The organism is Geodermatophilus sp. SYSU D00079 (assembly GCF_054050635.1).
On the sequence record NZ_JBJGZS010000001.1, the window covers coordinates 114,756 to 132,009 of the forward strand.

Consider the following 17,254-nt stretch of genomic DNA (forward strand, 5'->3'; position numbering starts at 1 on the left):
CCCGGAAGCCTAGGTGGCCCCGGGACCGCGGGCACCGCCCGACCGGGTGGTCCGACAGGCGACCTTCCCTACGGTGACGTAGGTTACGGCCTCCGGCCCGGTTCCCCGGCACCACAGACCCCCGGTGCCCACCGGTCCCCCACCGCCCTGGAGGCCGCTTGTCCGCTCCCGCTGTGACCCGGCCCACCGCGCCGCCGCGCTCCGCCGACCCGGACGCCGGCCTGCCGGCGAACGCGCTGGGCAAGGAGAAGGGCGCGCTGGAGCAGATCACGCTCTACGTGTTCGTGGTCGTGCCGTTCCTGGCGCTGGCCGCGGTGGTGCCCGCCGTCTGGGGGTGGGGGCTGTCCTGGCTGGACGTCGGCCTCGCCGTCGGCTTCTACTACCTGACCCTGCTGGGCGTCACCGTCGGCTACCACCGGCACTTCACCCACGGGTCGTTCAAGGCCGCCCGCCCGCTCCGGATCGCGCTCGCCGTGGTCGGGTGCATGGCGATCCAGGGTCCGGTCGTCCAGTGGGTCGCCGACCACCGCCGGCACCACGCCTTCTCCGACCGCGCCGGCGACCCGCACTCGCCGTGGCGCTACGGCACCGACGCGCGGGCGCTGCTCAAGGGCATGTGGCACGCGCACCTCGGGTGGCTGTTCGACCGCCGGCAGACCAACCCCGAGCGCTACGCGCCCGACCTGCTCAAGGACGTCGCCCTCCGGCGCACCAGCCGGCTGTTCGTCGTGTGGGCCTTCCTGAGCCTGGCCCTGCCGGCGGTGATCGGCGGCCTGGTCACCCAGAGCTGGGCCGGCGCCTGGTCGGCGTTCTTCTGGGCCGGCCTGGTGCGGGTGGCGCTGCTGCACCACGTGACCTGGTCGATCAACTCCGTCTGCCACGTCGTCGGGAGCCGGCCGTTCGCCTCCCGGGACCGGGCGACCAACTTCTGGCCGCTGGCGCTGCTCAGCGGCGGCGAGTCGTGGCACAACCTGCACCACGCCGACCCCACCTGCGCCCGCCACGGCGTGCTCCGCGGGCAGGTCGACATCAGCGCCCGCGTCATCTGGGCGTTCGAGAAGCTGGGCTGGGCACACAGCGTGAAGTGGCCCGACCCGGTCCGGCTGGCCGCGAAGCGACAGTCCGTCCCGGCCGTGTCCTGACCGCGGACCCGCCCCCGCCCGAGCGGCCGGCGTCGGCCGGCACCCCCGGGCGGGGGCGGCCGCGGGGCACCATGGGAGCCATGCCCAGCAGCGTGGCACGCCCCCGGGTGCGCATGACGGGTCCAGAACGGCGCCAGCAACTGCTCGACGTCGGGCGGGCGGTCTTCGCCCAGCGCGGCTACGAGGCCACCTCCATCGAGGAGCTCGCCGCCCGCGCCGACGTCAGCAAGCCCGTCGTCTACGAGCACTTCGGCGGCAAGGAGGGCATCTACGCCGTCGTCGTCGACCGCGAGATGCAGCGGCTGCTGGACCGCTTCACCTCCGCGCTGGCCGCCGGCGGCTCCCCGCGGGAGCTGCTGGAACGGGCCGCCCTGGTCCTGCTCGACTACATCGAGGAGGACACCGACGGCTTCCGCGTCCTCTCCCGGGACTCCCCCGTCGACGGCGCGTCGGGGGGCACCTACTCCTCGCTGATCAGCGAGGTGGCGCGCAAGGTCGAGCACATCCTCGGCGCGCAGTTCGACGCGCGGGGCTACGACCGCGCCCTCGCCGCGCTCTACAGCCAGGCGCTGGTCGGCATGGTGGCGCTGGTGGGCCAGTGGTGGCTGGACACCCGCACCCCGGGCAAGCGCGAGGTCGCCGCCCACCTGGTCAACCTGTCCTACAACGGCCTGGCGCACCTGGAGCCGGCCCCCGGGCTGGTCAGCCGGCCGGTGGAGCAGCCCGGCGCCTGAGCAGGGTCAGCCGACCAGTCGGGCACCGGGCACCGGGCCGTGCACGGCGCGCACGGTGCGGTAGACGCCCACCCCGGCGAGCTCGGCGGCCAGCCGGACGGCGGCGTCCTCGTCGTCGGCGAGCGCGGCCACCGTCGGCCCCGACCCGCTGACGATGGCGGCGGGCGCGCCGGCGTCCGTGGCGGCCCGCAGGGCCCGGCGCAGGGCCGGGCGCAGCGACACCGCCGGGGGCTGCAGGTCGTTGGCCAGCGCGCCCGCGAGCGCTGACACCGGCCCGCTGCGCAGGGCACTGATCACCGGCTCGGGCGAGGCCAGGTCACTGCCGTCGGGGACCCGCCCCTCGCCGCGGAGCCGGTCCAGCTCGGCGTACACCGCCGGCGTCGACAGCCCCTCACCGGCGATGCCGAGCACCCAGTCCCACCGCCGCCGGGCCAGCACCGGGGAGAGCTGCTCGCCCCGCCCCGAGCCGAGCGCGATCCCACCGAGCAGGCTGAACGGGACGTCGCTGCCCAGCTGCGCGGCCAGGGCGGCCAGCTCGCCGCGGGTGGCGTGGGTGCCCCACAGGGCGTCGAGGGCGACCAGCGCGGCCGCGGCGTCGGCGCTGCCACCGGCCAGTCCCGCCGCGGCCGGGATCGACTTGTCGACCGTGATCGTGGCGTCCGGGGAGATCCCGGCGCGCTCGGCCAGCAGCTCGGCGGCCCGCCACACGAGGTTGCGCCGGTCGGTGGGGACGGCGTCCGGGCCGCTGCCCGTGGTGCCCTCACCGGTGACGCTGAGCGCCAGCCCGGCGCCGGGGCGGACGGTCACCGTGTCGAACAGCGAGACGGCGAGGTAGACCGTCCGCAGCTCGTGGAACCCGTCCCCGCGCAGCGGGCCGACCGCCAGGTGCACGTTGACCTTCGCCGGCGCGCGGGCGACCACCGCGCCGTCGCCGGCGATCCGCCCCGGCCCGCCCGAGGACGACCAGCTCATGCGCCGGGCTCCACGGGAGCCGTGGCGGCCAGCCGCGCGAAGTCCTCGACCGACAGCTGCTCGCCGCGGGTGGCCGGGTCGATGCCGGCGGCCCGCAGCCGGGTCTCGGCCGCGGCCGGGCTGCCCGCCCACCGGGCCAGCGCGGCCCGCAGGCCCTTGCGTCGCGTGGCGAAGGCCGCGTCGACGACGGCGAAGGTCGCGGCACGGTCACCCGGCGGCGGGGGTCGGCGCACGAGGGCGACCAGCCCCGAGTCGACGTTGGGCTCGGGCCAGAAGACCCGGCGGCCGACGTTGCCGGCGCGGCGGACCTCCCCGTACCAGGCGGCCTTGACCGAGGGCACGCCGTAGGCCGGGGTGCCAGGCGCGGCGGCGAGCCGCTCGGCGACCTCGGCCTGCACGAGCACCAGGGCACGGCGCAGGGTGGGCAGCAGTTCCAGCAGGTGCAGCAGCACGGGCACCGCAACGTTGTACGGCAGGTTGGCCACCAGCGCCGTGGGTGGCGGCCCGGGGAGCTCCTGGACCCGCAGGGCGTCGGCCTCGACGACGGTCAGCCGGTCGGCCAGCGCGGGCGCCCGCTCGGCGACGGTGCGCGGCAGCAACGCGGCCAGCCGCGGGTCGATCTCCACCGCGGTGACCCGCGCGGCGGCCGGCAGCAGGCCGAGGGTGAGCGACCCGAGACCGGGGCCGACCTCCAGGACGACGTCCTCGGGGGTGAGCTCGGCGGTGCGGACGATCCGCCGGATCGTGTTCGCGTCGTGCAGGAAGTTCTGCCCCAGCGTCTTGGTCGGACGCAGCTCGAGCTGCTGGGCCAGGTCGCGGATCGCGGCCGGGCCCAGCAGCTCGGAGGCGGGGTCGGGAGTGCTCAGCGGGACCCGATCAGCTGAACAGCCGCGGACCGCAGTGCGGCCACTGGCCGGCACCGGAGCGCTGGTAGAGCAGCTGCGCGCGGTAGGTCTGCTCGTCGGCGGAGGCCGCGGACGGGACACCGGTGCCGCCCACGGCGTTCCACGTGGCCTGCGAGAACTGGTACAGGCCGTGGTACTTGCCGGTGGAGCTGACCGCGTTGGGGCGGCCGCCGGACTCGCACTTCGCGAGCGCGGCCCAGTTGAGGCCGTCGGCCGAGGGCGCGTTGCCACTGGACGCCGCCGGGGCCGGGCGCTCCTTGGTGCCCACGGCGACCTGCTCGTCGACCGGCTGCCGGGTGACGGTCGTGGCCAGCTGCTCCCGCGCGGTCTCGACGCCGTCGGTGACGGTGATCCGGAAGGTGGTGGCCTGCTCGCCGTCCACGCCCTTCTGGGTGACGGTCTTCTCGCCCTCGAAGGCCTCGGGGTTCGGCGCCTCGACCGTGCCGTGCGGGATGGCGGAGGTCTCGGTGACCTCGGTGACCTGCACGCGGGTCACCTGGATGCGCATCCGGTCCAGCAGCGCCTGCTCGGCGTAGACGCTGGTGCGGTCGGTGGGGCCCAGCGTGATGCCCTGCTCGGCGAGGAGGTCGCCGGCGGTGGCGGCGGTGGTGGTGACCACGCGCTGGGTGCCGTCGACGAGGAGGGTGACGTCCTTGGGCGTGCTGATCGACAGCGACATGCCGTCGAGCGGGAGTCGCTCGCTGCGGCTGGCGGACAGCACGAGGCCCTCGGCGCGGTAACCCAGCTGCGCGAGCGCCTCCTCGACCGACAGCGCGGTCACGTAGACCTCGCTGGCGACGCCGTCCACGGTCAGCTGCAGGGGACGCGCCCGGTTGACGACGACGGCGTCGCCGTCCTCGACACCGGCCTCGGCGTCGGGCAGGACGACGTCGTGTGCCTGCGTCTGCAGCCCCTCCTCCTCGAGCACCTCGCCGACGGTGTCGGCGTAGGTGCGCACCTCACGCGCCTGCCCGTCGACGGTCAGCGTCAGGGACTTCTGGGCGGCGAAGTAGGCCAGGGTGCCGCCCACGAGTCCGAGCAGGACGAGGGCGTAGAGGGCGAGCTTCAGCGATCGGGACACGACACTTCCAGGGGTCACTGAACCCGGGCAGGGGGCCGTCACACACTCCCGGGCGGCAGCCGATCAGGAGGGGAGCTCCCGGTCGGTTCGACACCGCCCGGGTCGGTCCCCACCCCGGCTGGTCACGACACGATAACGAACGAGGTACCTCGGGCAACTGTGCGTGAGCAGTGAAGCAGAGCGTCGACGTAGCGACATGTGGGCGCGCCGACACGTTGAGTGACAACAGCGCATGGCGGTACGCGTGTGGCGCCTGCGCAGCGTGAGACGGGTGGGGTGACCAATCCCACAGTGTGCCCGCCCTCTCCTTGGGGCATCGGCGCCGCTCAGCGCGCTGTGCAGCGTGCGGCCGGCCGCTCGGTGGGGCGCCACCGGTCACCGGCGGACCGGTTCCGGAGCCGGGCGCGGCACCCGGTCACGGTGGACCGGTCGCGGGGGCCCGCAGGGTCTCCCGACCGCGACACGGGCGGGGCTCAGCGCGACGGGGGCACGGCACGTGGCCGCGGTGCGGTCCCGAGGACCGCAGTGTCACCACTCAGCCGGCGAGGGCGCGGTCGGTCGAGCGGACCGGGCGCAGCCAGGTGAGCAGGAAGACGGCCACGGCGAGCCCGGCGGCCAGTCCGGCGAAGCCACCGGCGACCAGCGCGACGGGCACCAGGTCCACGCCCTCGGTGACCCGGTCGCCCAGGTCGATGCCGGCGGCGAGCAGCAGCGCGCCCAGCGGGAGGAGCGCCAGGACGCTGGTGGCGGCGGTGACCAGGTGGGCGGTCCAGGTGCGCAGCGCCTCGTCGACGGGCACGTCGGCGCCCTCGGCCGGCAGGGGGCGGGCGATCGTGCGCAGCAGCGCGACCTCGGCGAGGACCCAGGTCAGCAGTGGGACGACGAGGGCGACCCACCCGACGGAGGCGGGCAGGTTGTCCCGCTGCCACATGAGGACGGCGGCCAGCACCTCGGCGGCGACCATCGCCCGCATCGCCCACACCAGCACGGGTGAGACCTGCTCGGCGAACCGCGGCCGGCGGGGCGGGCTGCTCAGCCTCCAGCGGGGCCGCGGCCGGGTCGTCTCGGCGAGCACGACGCCGACCAGCAGGCCGACCAGGAGGGCGGGGGCCCACAGGAAGACCGAGGCCTCGGCGAACAGCACGATGCTCACGACGATGCCGACCAGGCCGATCAGCCAGCCCAGCGCACGCACCCGGCGTCCGTGCTGGGCCTGACGGTGCAGGGTCGCGGTGCCCTCCGGCGTCGGGGTGGCGAACTCGACGGCGGCCGCCGCGACCGCGCGACGGCCGGCGGCCAGTGCCCAGGCGCGGGCGAGCAGCACGCCGGGGACCAGCACGGCGATGAAGAGGACGACGGCGATGAGGCGGCCCACGCCCCTAGTGTCCACGCTTCCGCTGGGAGCGGGAGGGCCGTCCTCCCGGCGTCAGGACGACGCGGGCGTCCCGTCGTCCCACGGGCCGAAGACCCGCTCGGCGTTGCTGGTCAGGGCCGCGCAGAGCTGGTCGAGCCCGGCCCCGGTGACCTCGGCGAGCGCCCGCACGGTGAGGGGCACCAGGCGGGAGGCGTTGGGTCGGCCGCGGTGCGGCATCGGGGTGAGGAACGGCGAGTCGGTCTCCACCAGCAGCTGGTCGAGCGGGGTCAGCGCGGCGGCCTCCCGCAGGTAGCCGGCGTTGCCGAACGTCAGGGTGCCGGCGAAGGAGAGGACGTAGCCGCGCTCGACACAGGCCTTGGCGAAGGCGGCGTCGCCGGAGAAGCAGTGGAAGACGGTGTGCTCGGGAGCGCCCTCGTCCTCGAGCACGCGGAGGATCTCCTCGTGCGCGTCGCGGTCGTGGATGACCAGCGCCACGCGGTGCTCCTTGGCGATCCGGATGTGCGCCCGGAACGACGCCTCCTGCGCCGCCCAGCCCTCGGGCCCGGTGCGGAACCGGTCCAGCCCGGTCTCCCCCACCGCGCGCACCCGTGGCAGGGCGGCGAGCCGGTCGATCTCGGCCAGCGCGTCGTCGTCGGCCGCGCCGGCGCCGGCCTCGTTCGGGTGGACGGCGACGGCGGCGAGCACGTTCGGGTGCCGGGCGGCGAGCTCCGCGGACCACCGTGAGGAGCCCACGTCGACGCCGACCTGGACCAGCCGCGGGACGCCCACGGCCGCGGCGGCGGCGATCTCGGCGTCCACCACGGCCGGGTCGGGCAGCCGGTCGCTGTCGAGGGTGATGTCGAGGTGGGTGTGGCTGTCGACCGCCGGCGACGGGAGCGGCTCGGGGGACGGCGGCGGCTCGCCTCGTCGGTTGGCGCGGGACGCGGCCGAGCGGCTCATTCCCCGCCTTCCAGCCGGCGCAGCTCCTCCTCGACGATCGACTCGTCGAGCTTCTTGAACACCGGCGTGGGCGGTGCCAGCGGCGTCCCCGGCTGCAGCGGCCGGGAGGCCCACACGGCCTGCGCGGCGTCGTAGTCGCCGGTGATGACCGGGTAGGGCGAGCCGTCGTCGAGGTCGGTGACCTCGTCGATCCGGGGCGCCGGCGACCACACGCCGGTGCCGCCGAGCAGCTCGTGGATGCGCTGCGCGGAGTGCGGCAGGAACGGGGTGAGCAGGGCGTTGCAGTCGCTGACCGCCTGCAGCGCGGTGTGCAGGACGGTGTCCCGGCGGGCCGGGTCCTCCTTGAGCTTCCACGGCGCCTGGTCCGACAGGTACTTGTTCGCCTCGCCCACCACCCGCATCGCCTCCGCGGCGGCGGCCTTCTGCCGGTTGCGGGCCAGCAGGTCGCCGATCGGCCCGAACGCGGCCTTCGTCGTCGCCAGCAGGGCCCGGTCGGCCTCGGTCAGCTCGCCGGGGGTGGGCACGGCGCCGACGTTCTTCGCCGCCATCGACACCGACCGGTTGACCAGGTTGCCCCAGCCGGCGACCAGCTCGTCGTTGTTGCGGCGGCGGAACTCCGACCAGGTGAAGTCGGTGTCCTGCGTCTCGGGGCCGGCGGCGGCGATGAAGTAGCGCAGCGCGTCGGCGTCGTAGCGGGCGAGGAAGTCGCGCACGTAGATGACGACCTGCCGCGAGGAGGAGAACTTGCGCCCCTCCATGGTGAGGAACTCGCTGGAGACGACCTCGGTGGGCAGGTTCAGCCGCCCCAGCGACCCGGGGGTGCCGCCCTTGTCGCCCTCGCCGTTGTACCCGAGCAGCTGGGCGGGCCAGATCTCGGCGTGGAAGACGATGTTGTCCTTGCCCATGAAGTAGTAGGCGTCGGCGTCCGGCGTCTGCCACCACTGCCGCCACGCGTCGTCGTCCCCGGAGCGGCGGGCCCACTCGATCGACGCCGACAGGTAGCCGACGACGGCGTCGAACCACACGTAGATGCGCTTGTCGGGCCGGTCGCGCCAGCCGTCCAGCGGCACCGGGACGCCCCAGTCGATGTCGCGCGTGTAGCTGCGCGGCTTGAGGTCGGTGAGCAGGTTCTTGGCGAAGTTCTGCACGTTGGGGCGCCAGCCCCGGCGGCTGTCCAGCCAGTCGCCCAGTGCCCGGGTGAAGGCGGGCAGGTCGAGGAAGTAGTGCTCCTCGTCGACGAACTTCGGGGTCTCGCCGTTGATCCGGCTGACGGGGTTGATCAGGTCGACCGGGTCGAGCTGGTTGCCGCAGTTGTCGCACTGGTCACCGCGGGCGCCGTCGTAGCCGCAGATCGGGCAGGTGCCCTCGATGTAGCGGTCGGGCAGGGTGCGGCCGGTGGAGGGGCTGATCGCGCCGAGCGTCGTCCTCGGGAAGACGTAGCCGTTCTTCAGCAGCCCGAGGAAGATCTCCTGGCTGATCTGCGCGTGGTTGACCGTCGTGGTCCGGGTGAACAGGTCGTAGCTCAGCCCGAGCGACTGCAGGTCGCCGACGATGATGCGGTTGTTGCGGTCGGCGATCTCGCGCGGGGTGACGCCCTCGGCGTCGGCGGCGACGGTGATCGGCGTCCCGTGCTCGTCGGTCCCGCTGACCATCAGCACCCTGTCCCCCACCATGCGGTGGTAGCGGCTGAAGACGTCCGAGGGGACGCCGAAGCCGGAGACGTGGCCGATGTGCCGCGGACCGTTGGCGTAGGGCCAGGCCACGGCGGTCAGGATGTGCCGATCACTCACGCCGACGAGAGTACGGAGCGGCGTCCACCCGGTTCAGGGCTGGCTGGTGCCCGCCGTCGCCGGGCCGTCGGCCGGGGTCCCCGGCACGGGCGTGACGAGGGCGACGGCGACCAGCGCCAGGCCGATGACGCCCAGCGTGGCCGCCTGCAGGACGGGTCGCGCCGGCCCCGGCTCCGGGCGGGAGGCGGCGGCGCGCGGCCCGGCCGCCGACCACGCGAGGGCGCTCGGCGCGCCGGCGAGCAGCAGCTTGCCCGCGGGCACACCGAGGGCGAGCAGCGTGAGCGGGAGCACCGGGAGCGATGCCGCCACCGGGTCGAGCAGGGGCGTGCCGAGGGTCAGCACCAGCACGGCGGCGACGAGGGCGATCTCGGCGACGGCCACCCCCGTGTACACGCGGCGTCCGGACCCGTCGGCGAGCAGCGCCCCGCCGCCCGCGCACAGCACCACCCACGTCGCCAGCCCGAGCAGCACGGCGGCGACCACCGGTCCGGACGGCCGTGAGCCGACCAGCAGCAGGCCGTCGAGGCCGGTGAGCGCACCGGCGACCAGGGCCACCGCCTCCAGCCCGGCGAACCCCGCGGCGGCCAGCACCGTCACCGGCGGGCGCGGTCGGCTCCGGGTCGGCGCCGCGGTGGTGGGGACGGGATCGGGCACGGCGCTGCTCTCCCTGGCCGGGGACGACGGTCACCGGTCGGGTCGGCCGCGGCGGGCGGCCGCTGTACGCCTGCGGGGCGGCACCTCACCCCGGGGGGTGAGGTCAGGTGCGGGCGCCGTCCCCACCGGCCGAGGCCGGCAGCCGCTCCCCCGTGGCCATGCGGCTGCGCCGGCGGCTGTAGCCGAAGTAGACGACCACCCCGATCACCATCCAGACGAGGAACCGCAGCCAGGTGTCGGCCGGCAGGTTGGCCATCAGCCAGAGGCAGGCGGCGGCGGAGACCCACGGCAGCACCTGGATGGCCGGCACGCGGAAGGACCGCTCGAGGTCGGGCCGGGTGCGCCGCAGCCACCACACGCCGATCGACACCAGCAGGAACGCGAAGAGGGTGCCGATGTTGACCAGCTCTGCCAGGGCGCTCAGCGGCACCAGGCCGGCGAGGACGGCGACGAACACGCCGGTCGCGATGGTGATCTTGTAGGGCGTGCCGAACCGCGGGTGCACGCGGGCCAGCGCCGGCGGCAGCAGGTGGTCGCGGCTCATGGCGAACAGGACCCGCGACTGCCCCAGCATCAGGATCATCACGACGGAGGTCAGCCCGGCCAGCGCGCCCAGGGAGATGACGCTGGAGAAGAAGGTCAGCCCGTTGGCGGCGAACGCCCCGGCCAGCGGGGCGTCGGCGGACAGCTCGGTGTAGTTCTGCATGCCCACCACGACCAGCGAGACCGCGACGTACAGCAGCGTGCAGATGACCAGCGAGCCGATGATCCCGCGCGGGAGGTCCTTGGCGGGGTTGCGCGTCTCCTCGGCCGCCGTCGCGACGATGTCGAAGCCGATGAAGGCGAAGAAGACGATCGCGGCGCCGGCCAGCACCCCGCTCCACCCGAAGTTGCCCTGCGCGAACCCGAGCAGCTGGATCAGGGGGGTGTGCCAGCCGCTCTCACCCTCCGCCGGCGGCTCCCCCGGCGGGACGAACGGCGAGTAGTTGTCGGCGTTGAGGTAGAAGAGCCCGACCACGATCACCAGCAGGACGACGGCGAGCTTGATGGCCACGATGACCGCGGTGACCCGCGAGGAGAGCTTGATGCCGAGCACCAGGACGGCGGTCATCGCCAGGGCGATCAGGATCGCGGGGATGTTGAACCTCGCCGTCTCCCCCGCGATCGACGCGGGCAGGGCGATCCCGATGTCGTCGAGCAGCTGGTTGAGGTAGCCCGACCACCCCACGGAGACCGTCGCCGCGCCGAGCGCCAGCTCCAGCACGAGGTCCCACCCGATGATCCAGGCGATGAACTCGCCGAAGGTGGCGTAGGAGAACGTGTAGGCCGACCCGGCCACCGGCACCGTCGAGGCGAACTCGGCGTAGCAGAGGGCGGCCAGCCCGCACACGACGGCGGCGATGACGAAGCTGATCGCCACCGCCGGGCCGGCCTGGTCACGGGCGACCAGCCCGGTCAGGACGAAGATGCCGGTGCCGATGATCACCCCGACGCCGAAGACGGTGAGGTCCAGGCCGGACAGGTTCTTCTTGAGCCGGTGTTCCGGTTCGTCGGTGTCGCGGATGGACTCCTCGACGGACTTGACCCGGCGCGTGTTGGCGGCCACGGCGTCCCCTCCTCGCGGCCGGCGCCTCCGCCGGCACTGCTCACCCCGGGCAGCGTCGCACGGGTGCGACCAGCCCGCATGCCTACGCTGGCAGCCCCCGACAGACCGGCTGAGGAGTGCGCATGACCGGCACCGAGACCCCGCGGAACACGCCCGGGGGCATGCCGGCCGAGCCGTCGCCGCGCCCCCGCCCGGCGGGCCGGCCGCGCACCACGCCGTCCCGCCCCGACGGGGTCAGCCCGGTGGTGGACTGCGGGGTCTACGTCGCCGGACGCCGCCAGGAGCCGGTGCACCCGCACGACGCCCTGGAGGAGGCCGTCGCGCTCGGCGGCTTCGTCTGGCTGGGTCTGTACGCGCCGACGGAGGTGGAGCTGGGCGCGATCGCCGACCGGTACGGGCTGCACCCGCTGGCGGTCGAGGACGCCGTCTTCGCCCACCAGCGGCCCAAGCTCGAGCGGTACGACGACGGGCTGTTCATGGTGCTCAAGACCGCGACCTACGTGGAGCACGACCGGCTGACCGCGACCAGCGAGGTCGTCGACACCGGTGAGGTGATGGTGTTCCTCGGCCCCCACTACGTGATCACCGTGCGGCACGGGGAGCACGGCGGGCTGGCCGACCTGCGGCAGAGCATGGAGGACCAGCCGGACCTCCTCTGCCTGGGCCCGGCGGCGGTGCTGTACGCGGTCGCCGACCACGTGGTCGACGCCTTCGTCGACGTCGCCAGCGCCGTGGAGGAGGACGTCGACGAGCTGGAGGCGTCGGTGTTCAGCGACCGGCGCACCGACGACATCGGACGGCTGTACCAGCTCAAGCGGGAGCTCATGTCCCTGCGCCGGGCGGTCTCCCCGCTGGAGGTGCCGCTGCAGAAGCTGGCCGAGCGCCGCATCGACGCCGTCCCGGAGGCCATGCGGTCCTACTTCCGGGACGTCGAGGACCACGCCATCCGCGTGCGCGACCAGATCGCGGCGCTCGACGAGCTGCTGACGTCGATCCTGCAGGCGTCGCTGGCCCGGACCTCCCAGGCCGACAACGAGGACATGCGCAAGATCAGTGCGTGGGCCGGCATCATCGCCGTCCCCACGGCGATCGCCGGGATCTACGGCATGAACTTCGAGTTCATGCCCGAGCTGCACTGGCGGTTCGGCTACCCGCTGGTGCTGCTGGTGATCGTGAGCGCCTGCGTGCTGCTGTACCGCGGCTTCAAGCGCAACGGCTGGCTCTGACCCTGCCCACCGCGGGCGGTTGCGCAGGAACCGACCCATCGGGGTCAGGGGTCACGTCGCCCATCGCGCACGCGCGGCGGGCCTGTGGACGACGCCGGTGCGGGTGCTCGACCTGCGCCACGGTGGGGTGGTGCCGCGCGTCCCGTTGGTGCCCCACGCCCTCCGCACCGAGCCCTTCCGCGGCTCGCACGCCGTCCGGTCCCGGCTGCTGACCGCGCGACAGTTGCGCGGCGACACCTGGCGGCGACTGCTGCACGACGTGTACGTGCACCGCGACGTCCCGGTCACCCATGGACTCCGTGCGCGTGCCGCGACGATCCTGCTGCCCGACGCGGTGGTGACCGGCCGCAGCGCCGCCGTCCTGTGGGGCGTGGACCTGACCGGTCCCCGCGACGACGTGGAGGTGACCGCGGCACGGGACACCCACCAGGTCCGGGTCGAGGGGCTCGTGGTCCGTCGCGCGACCCTCGATCCCGCCCACGTCCGGCGCCGGGACGACGTCCCCGTCAGTTCTCCGGAGGCGACGGCCGTGCGCCTGGCCGCCGCGCTCCCCAGGGACGACGCCGTCGCCGCCGTCGACCAGCTGATCGCGACCGGGGTGGTGGACCTCGAGCCGGTCCGCGCGCTCGCGGCCCGCACGAGGGGCCCGGGCTCGGCGCGCGCCAGAGACGTCGCCGCCCTGGCCGACGGGAGGGCCGAGTCCCCGCAGGAGACCCGGGTGCGGTTGCTCATCGGGCGCAGCACCCTGCCTCCGCCGGTCGCCCAGTTCCGGGTGTTCGACGGGCCTGGGTTCGTGGCGCGCGTCGACTTCGCGTGGCCCGACCGCCGGGTGGCCGTCGAGTACGACGGCCTCTGGCACGCCGAGGCCCGTCAGTTCGCGCGCGACCGGGAGCGTCTCAACCGGCTGCAGGGGGCCGGCTGGCGGGTCGTCTTCGTGACCGCCGCAGACCTCCGGGAGCCGGACCGTCTCATCGCCCGCATCCGATCGACCCTCACCGCGAGTGCGCGCTGATGGACCGGTCGGGGCGCGGGAGGGGTCGGTCTGCGCGCACTCGTGCCTGCGCGCCGGTCTCAGGACCCGGGCTTGGCGGCGACCACGGCGTCGTAGACGGTCCGGCGGGGCAGCCCGGTCCGGACGACGACGGCGCGGATGGCGTCCTTGCGGGTGGCGCCCGCCGCCTCCTCCGCCGCGACCTCCGCGGCCAGCTCCGCCGGGGTGAGCGACACCGCCGCGGCCGGCGCGCCACCCACCACGAGGGTGATCTCGCCCTTCACGCCGTCGGCGGCCCAGGCCGCGAGCTCGGCCAGCGGGCCGCGGCGGACCTCCTCGTGGGTCTTGGTCAGCTCCCGGCAGACAGCGGCCTCCCGGTCGGCGCCGAACGCCGCCACCGCGTCGGTCAGGGCGTCGGCCAGCCGGTGCGGGGACTCGAAGAACACCATCGTGCGGCGCTCGTCGGCCAGCCCGGTCAGCCGCGACCGGCGCTCCCCGCCCTTGCGCGGCAGGAACCCCTCGAAGCAGAAGCGGTCGACCGGCAGGCCCGACAGCGCCAGCGCCGTCGTCACCGCAGAGGGCCCGGGCACCGAGGTGACCTCCACACCGGCCTCGATCGCCGCCCGCACCAGCGTGTAGCCGGGGTCGGAGACCGACGGCATCCCGGCGTCGGTGAGGAGCAGGACGGTGGCGCCGGAGGTCAGCGCGTCGAGCAGCCCGGGCAGCCGCGAGCGCTCCACCGACTCGTGGAAGGTGACCACCCGGCCGGTGAGCGTCACCCCGAGGTCCGTGGCCAGCCGGTGCAGCCGGCGGGTGTCCTCGACGGCGAGCACCTCGGCCGAGGCCATGACCTGCCGCAGCCGCGGGCCGACGTCGCCGGGCTGCCCCAGGGGTGCGCCGCCGAGCACCAGACGTCCACTCACGGCGACGAGCCTGTCACGCCGGTTGCCGCGGGCCCGCCGGCAGGGGCCCGGCGCGAACGCGCGAGTGCCGGGGTCGGGCGGGTCCCTTCTCTACCCTGACCCCCATGGCGGTGCTGGCTCCCGAGCGCACGGACCGGGGGCCCGGCGAGTCCCGGCCGACGGCGGTGCGCCGCCGGCCGCTGCCCCGCCCGCGCCGCGACCGGACGCCGCCGCTGCCGCCCGACCGGTGGCTGTCCTGGGTGCTGGCCGCGGCGCTGGGCCTGATGACGCTGGTCAGCCGGCTGTGGGACCTCAGCTACCCGTCCGACCTGCTCTTCGACGAGGCGTACTACCCGCCCGAGGCCCGCGAGCTGCTCGAGTGGGGCCACGAGTACAACCGCGGCTACACGTTCATCGTCCACCCGCCGCTGGGCAAGTGGCTCATCGCCGGCGGCATCCACGTGCTCGGCTACGACTCCTTCGGCTGGCGGGTGCCCTCGGCGGTCGCGGGCACCGTCTCGGTCGTCGTCCTCGCCCGCCTGGGCCGGCGGCTCACCGGGTCCACGCTGCTCGGCCTGGTCGCCGGGCTGCTGCTGGCCCTGGACGGCTTCGCGTTCTCGCTGTCGCGCATCGGCCTGCTCGACGTGTTCCTCCAGGTCTTCGTCCTCTGCGCCGTCGCCTGCCTGGTCGTCGACCGCGACCGGGTGCGCGCCCGCATCCGGAGCGCGGGCGGGTCGGCCGCCGGGTTCGCCCTCGGCCCCCGCGGCTGGCGGCTGGCGGCGGGGTTCCTGTTCGGCTGCGCGTGCGCGGTGAAGTGGAGCGGGGTGTACTTCCTCGCCCTGTTCGCCGTCCTGTCGGTGTTCTGGGACCGCGCGGCCTGGCGGGAGGCCGGCGTCCGCCGTCCCACGCTGGTGACCGCCCGCCGCGGGCTGCCGGGAGCGCTCTGGGCGCTGGCGGTCGTGCCGGTGCTCACCTACCTGGCCAGCTTCACCGGCTGGTTCCTCGGCGAGACCTCGCAGGGGCGGCACTGGGCGCAGCAGAACCCGGAGACGGCGTTCCCGTGGATCCCCGACGCGCTGCGCTCGCTGTGGCACCAGCACGCCGAGTGGCTGCGGTTCCACAACGGCCTGTCGACGCCGCACCCGTGGGAGTCCGGGCCGTGGTCGTGGCTGGTCGACGGGCGGCCGATCCTGCTGTGGAACCCCCAGGGGCTCACCGACGACGCCGGTGGGCAGGTGGTCCGCTACATCCTGATGCTGGGCACCCCGACGCTGTGGTTCGCCTTCGCGCCGGCGCTGGTGTGGCTGGCCTGGCGGCTGGTGGCCCGGCGGGACCCGGCGGCGCTGCTGGTCGCGACCGCCGTCACGGCCGGGTGGGGGACCTGGTTCCTCAACCCCGAGCGCACGATGTTCATCTTCTACATGGCGCCGGTGGTGCCGTTCTTCGTCCTCGCGGTCGTGCTGGTGCTGCAGGACGTGCTGGGCCGGCCCGGCGCCGATCCGTGGCGCCGCCAGCTCGGCCTGGGGGTGGTGGCCACGTACGTGGGGATCGTCGCGGCGACGTTCGTCTTCTTCTACCCGGTTCTCACCGGCCAGCCGCTGACGAGGGCGGAGTGGCTGGACCGCATGTGGTTCCCCTCGTGGTTCTGACGCCGGGTGGCGCAGCCCGTTAGTTGGGTACTACAACGGAGTCCGTCAGTGCCCACCCCTCCGGCATGCTCGGTCAGCCCAGGGCGGTCTACGCCGTCGCCTTCGCCTGCGTGGTCAGCTTCATGGGCATCGGCCTGGTCGACCCGATCCTCCCCGTGCTGTCGGAGCAGCTCGAGGCCACGCCCAGCAAGGTGTCCCTGCTGTTCACCACCTACCTGGTGGTGACGGCGGTGGCCATGCTCGGCACCAACTGGATCTCCAGCCGGCTCGGCGCCAAGCCACCCTGGTCACCGGGCTCGCGGTGATCGTGGTCTCCTCCGCCCTGGCCGGCTCCTCCGACACCGTGGGCCAGGTCGTCGGCTTCCGCGCCGGGTGGGGCCTGGGCATCGCGGCCGGTCCGCTGCTCGGTGGCCTGCTCGGCGACATCAGCTGGCGCGGCCCGTTCTTCGGCGTCGCCGGGCTCATGGCGATCGCCCTCGTCGCCACCGTCGTCCTCCTGGACCCGACGCCCCGGCCGGCCCGGCCGGGCTCGCTGGGCGCCCCGCTGGCCGCGCTGCGCCACCGCGGCCTGCTGACGATGAGCCTCACCGCGCTGCTCTACAACTGGGGCTTCTTCACGATGATGGGCTACGCCCCCTTCCCGATGGGCCTGTCGGCGATGCAGCTGGGCCTGGTCTTCTTCGGGTGGGGGCTGCTGGTCGCCTTCTCCTCCGTCATCGGCGCCCCGGCCCTGCAGCGCCGCGTCGGCACCGCCCCGGCGCTCTACGCGGCGCTCGGGCTGTTCGCCGTCGACCTGGTGGTCATGGCCGTCGGGGCGGCCTCGGTGCCCGTGCTGGTCGTCACGGTGGTCGTCAGCGGCGCCTTCATCGGCATCAACAACACGCTGACCACGCAGGCGGTCATGCTCGTCGCCCCCGTCGAGCGCCCGGTCGCCTCCGCGGCCTACGGCTTCGTGCGCTTCCTCGGCGGCGGCCTGGCCCCCTTCGCCGCAGGCGAGCTCGCCGAGGCGGCGGACGTGCACCTGCCGTTCTCCGTCGGCGCGGCCGCCGTCGTGGCCGGCATCGCCGTCCTGGCCACCGGGCACCGGCTGCTGGCCCGGGCCGACGCCGGGCTCGACGGGGACGGGCACGCGGCGGCCGGGCACGACGCGCCGGACGACGTGGCCGGCGAGATCGCCGACGAGTTCGGCGGCGCGCCCGCGGCGATCGACGGCGAGCTGCAGGGCGCACCCGTCCGCCCCCGCGCCTGACCCCGGCATCCTCCGTACGGTGACGGTCCAGGACGACGG

Annotated in this window: 16 protein-coding genes; 7 read left to right on the forward strand and 9 right to left on the reverse strand. The window is 74.6% G+C overall.

The window, feature by feature from the left end; all coding sequences use genetic code 11:
- The first annotated feature begins 173 nt into the window (after positions 1 to 173).
- Complete coding sequence (locus ACI79E_RS00555) at positions 174 to 1,142, forward strand: acyl-CoA desaturase (RefSeq protein ID WP_456930593.1); 969 nt, start codon at positions 174 to 176, stop codon at positions 1,140 to 1,142.
- An 80-nt stretch (positions 1,143 to 1,222) separates the two neighbouring features.
- Positions 1,223 to 1,876 carry a TetR/AcrR family transcriptional regulator gene (locus ACI79E_RS00560; protein ID WP_456930594.1) on the forward strand — a complete coding sequence of 218 codons (654 nt, stop codon included), beginning with the start codon at positions 1,223 to 1,225 and terminating at the stop codon, positions 1,874 to 1,876.
- Positions 1,877 to 1,882: 6 nt separating this feature from the next.
- On the opposite strand, the gene ACI79E_RS00565 is transcribed toward ACI79E_RS00560, so the two are convergent.
- From ACI79E_RS00565 to ACI79E_RS00600, 8 genes are all read right to left on the reverse strand, one after another.
- A complete protein-coding gene (locus ACI79E_RS00565) occupies positions 1,883 to 2,848 on the reverse strand; it encodes a 4-(cytidine 5'-diphospho)-2-C-methyl-D-erythritol kinase (RefSeq protein ID WP_456930595.1) in 966 nt (321 codons plus the stop codon).
- Positions 2,845 to 3,768 carry a 16S rRNA (adenine(1518)-N(6)/adenine(1519)-N(6))-dimethyltransferase RsmA gene (rsmA, locus tag ACI79E_RS00570; RefSeq protein WP_456930596.1) on the reverse strand — a complete coding sequence of 308 codons (924 nt, stop codon included), beginning with the start codon at positions 3,766 to 3,768 and terminating at the stop codon, positions 2,845 to 2,847. Before rsmA ends, ACI79E_RS00565 begins: the two co-directional genes overlap by 4 nt.
- Complete coding sequence (locus ACI79E_RS00575; protein WP_456930597.1) at positions 3,725 to 4,834, reverse strand: ubiquitin-like domain-containing protein; 1,110 nt, start codon at positions 4,832 to 4,834, stop codon at positions 3,725 to 3,727. The genes rsmA and ACI79E_RS00575 overlap by 44 nt, the downstream gene beginning before the upstream one ends.
- A gap of 535 nt (positions 4,835 to 5,369) precedes the next feature.
- The gene (locus ACI79E_RS00580; protein WP_456930598.1) at positions 5,370 to 6,209 is read right to left on the reverse strand and encodes a hypothetical protein; all 840 of its coding nucleotides are present in this window, start codon (positions 6,207 to 6,209) and stop codon (positions 5,370 to 5,372) included.
- 51 nt (positions 6,210 to 6,260) lie between these two features.
- Positions 6,261 to 7,148 (reverse strand): TatD family hydrolase, encoded by an 888-nt coding sequence (locus tag ACI79E_RS00585; RefSeq protein WP_456930599.1) that lies wholly within the window; start codon positions 7,146 to 7,148, stop codon positions 6,261 to 6,263.
- Positions 7,145 to 8,938, reverse strand: a complete 1,794-nt coding sequence (gene metG, locus ACI79E_RS00590) for a methionine--tRNA ligase (RefSeq protein WP_456930600.1) — start codon at positions 8,936 to 8,938, stop codon at positions 7,145 to 7,147. The genes ACI79E_RS00585 and metG overlap by 4 nt, the downstream gene beginning before the upstream one ends.
- A 33-nt stretch (positions 8,939 to 8,971) precedes the next feature.
- Entirely contained in the window at positions 8,972 to 9,592 is a 621-nt protein-coding gene (locus ACI79E_RS00595) for a hypothetical protein (RefSeq protein ID WP_456930601.1), read from the reverse strand.
- 103 nt (positions 9,593 to 9,695) lie between these two features.
- On the reverse strand, positions 9,696 to 11,198 hold the full coding sequence (locus tag ACI79E_RS00600) for an amino acid permease (protein ID WP_456930602.1): 1,503 nt from the start codon (positions 11,196 to 11,198) through the stop codon (positions 9,696 to 9,698).
- A 122-nt stretch (positions 11,199 to 11,320) separates the two neighbouring features.
- Here ACI79E_RS00600 and corA point away from each other — a divergent pair, with 122 nt between their 5' ends.
- Together corA and ACI79E_RS00610 are read left to right on the forward strand one after the other, a co-directional pair.
- Positions 11,321 to 12,424 (forward strand): magnesium/cobalt transporter CorA, encoded by a 1,104-nt coding sequence (gene corA, locus ACI79E_RS00605; protein ID WP_456930603.1) that lies wholly within the window; start codon positions 11,321 to 11,323, stop codon positions 12,422 to 12,424.
- 97 nt (positions 12,425 to 12,521) lie between these two features.
- Entirely contained in the window at positions 12,522 to 13,436 is a 915-nt protein-coding gene (locus tag ACI79E_RS00610; RefSeq protein WP_456930604.1) for an endonuclease domain-containing protein, read from the forward strand.
- A 59-nt stretch (positions 13,437 to 13,495) separates the two neighbouring features.
- Here the strand turns inward: ACI79E_RS00610 and rsmI are convergent, their stop codons facing one another.
- Positions 13,496 to 14,338 carry a 16S rRNA (cytidine(1402)-2'-O)-methyltransferase gene (rsmI, locus tag ACI79E_RS00615; RefSeq protein ID WP_456930605.1) on the reverse strand — a complete coding sequence of 281 codons (843 nt, stop codon included), beginning with the start codon at positions 14,336 to 14,338 and terminating at the stop codon, positions 13,496 to 13,498.
- Between the two features lie 104 nt (positions 14,339 to 14,442).
- On the opposite strand from rsmI, the gene ACI79E_RS00620 reads away from it, so the two are divergent.
- The 3 genes from ACI79E_RS00620 to ACI79E_RS00630 all read left to right on the forward strand — a co-directional run bounded on the left by ACI79E_RS00620 (position 14,443) and on the right by ACI79E_RS00630 (position 17,215).
- The gene (locus tag ACI79E_RS00620; protein ID WP_456930606.1) at positions 14,443 to 15,966 is read left to right on the forward strand and encodes a dolichyl-phosphate-mannose--protein mannosyltransferase; all 1,524 of its coding nucleotides are present in this window, start codon (positions 14,443 to 14,445) and stop codon (positions 15,964 to 15,966) included.
- 65 nt (positions 15,967 to 16,031) lie between these two features.
- Positions 16,032 to 16,271 (forward strand): MFS transporter, encoded by a 240-nt coding sequence (locus tag ACI79E_RS00625; RefSeq protein WP_456930607.1) that lies wholly within the window; start codon positions 16,032 to 16,034, stop codon positions 16,269 to 16,271.
- Positions 16,268 to 17,215, forward strand: coding sequence for an MFS transporter (locus ACI79E_RS00630; protein WP_456930608.1), 948 nt, complete (start codon positions 16,268 to 16,270; stop codon positions 17,213 to 17,215). The genes ACI79E_RS00625 and ACI79E_RS00630 overlap by 4 nt, the downstream gene beginning before the upstream one ends.
- Positions 17,216 to 17,254: the final 39 nt, after the last annotated feature.

Bases quoted from the DNA above. Each gene is read 5' to 3' on its own strand.
- ACI79E_RS00625 (WP_456930607.1), top strand. From the start codon at position 16,032: ATGCTCGGTCAGCCCAGGGCGGTCTACGCCGTCGCCTTCGCCTGCGTG.
- ACI79E_RS00620 (WP_456930606.1), top strand. From the start codon at position 14,443: ATGGCGGTGCTGGCTCCCGAGCGCACGGACCGGGGGCCCGGCGAGTCC.
- ACI79E_RS00560 (WP_456930594.1), top strand. From the start codon at position 1,223: ATGCCCAGCAGCGTGGCACGCCCCCGGGTGCGCATGACGGGTCCAGAA.
- corA (WP_456930603.1), top strand. From the start codon at position 11,321: ATGACCGGCACCGAGACCCCGCGGAACACGCCCGGGGGCATGCCGGCC.
- ACI79E_RS00585 (WP_456930599.1), bottom strand. From the start codon at position 7,148: ATGAGCCGCTCGGCCGCGTCCCGCGCCAACCGACGAGGCGAGCCGCCG.
- ACI79E_RS00565 (WP_456930595.1), bottom strand. From the start codon at position 2,848: ATGAGCTGGTCGTCCTCGGGCGGGCCGGGGCGGATCGCCGGCGACGGC.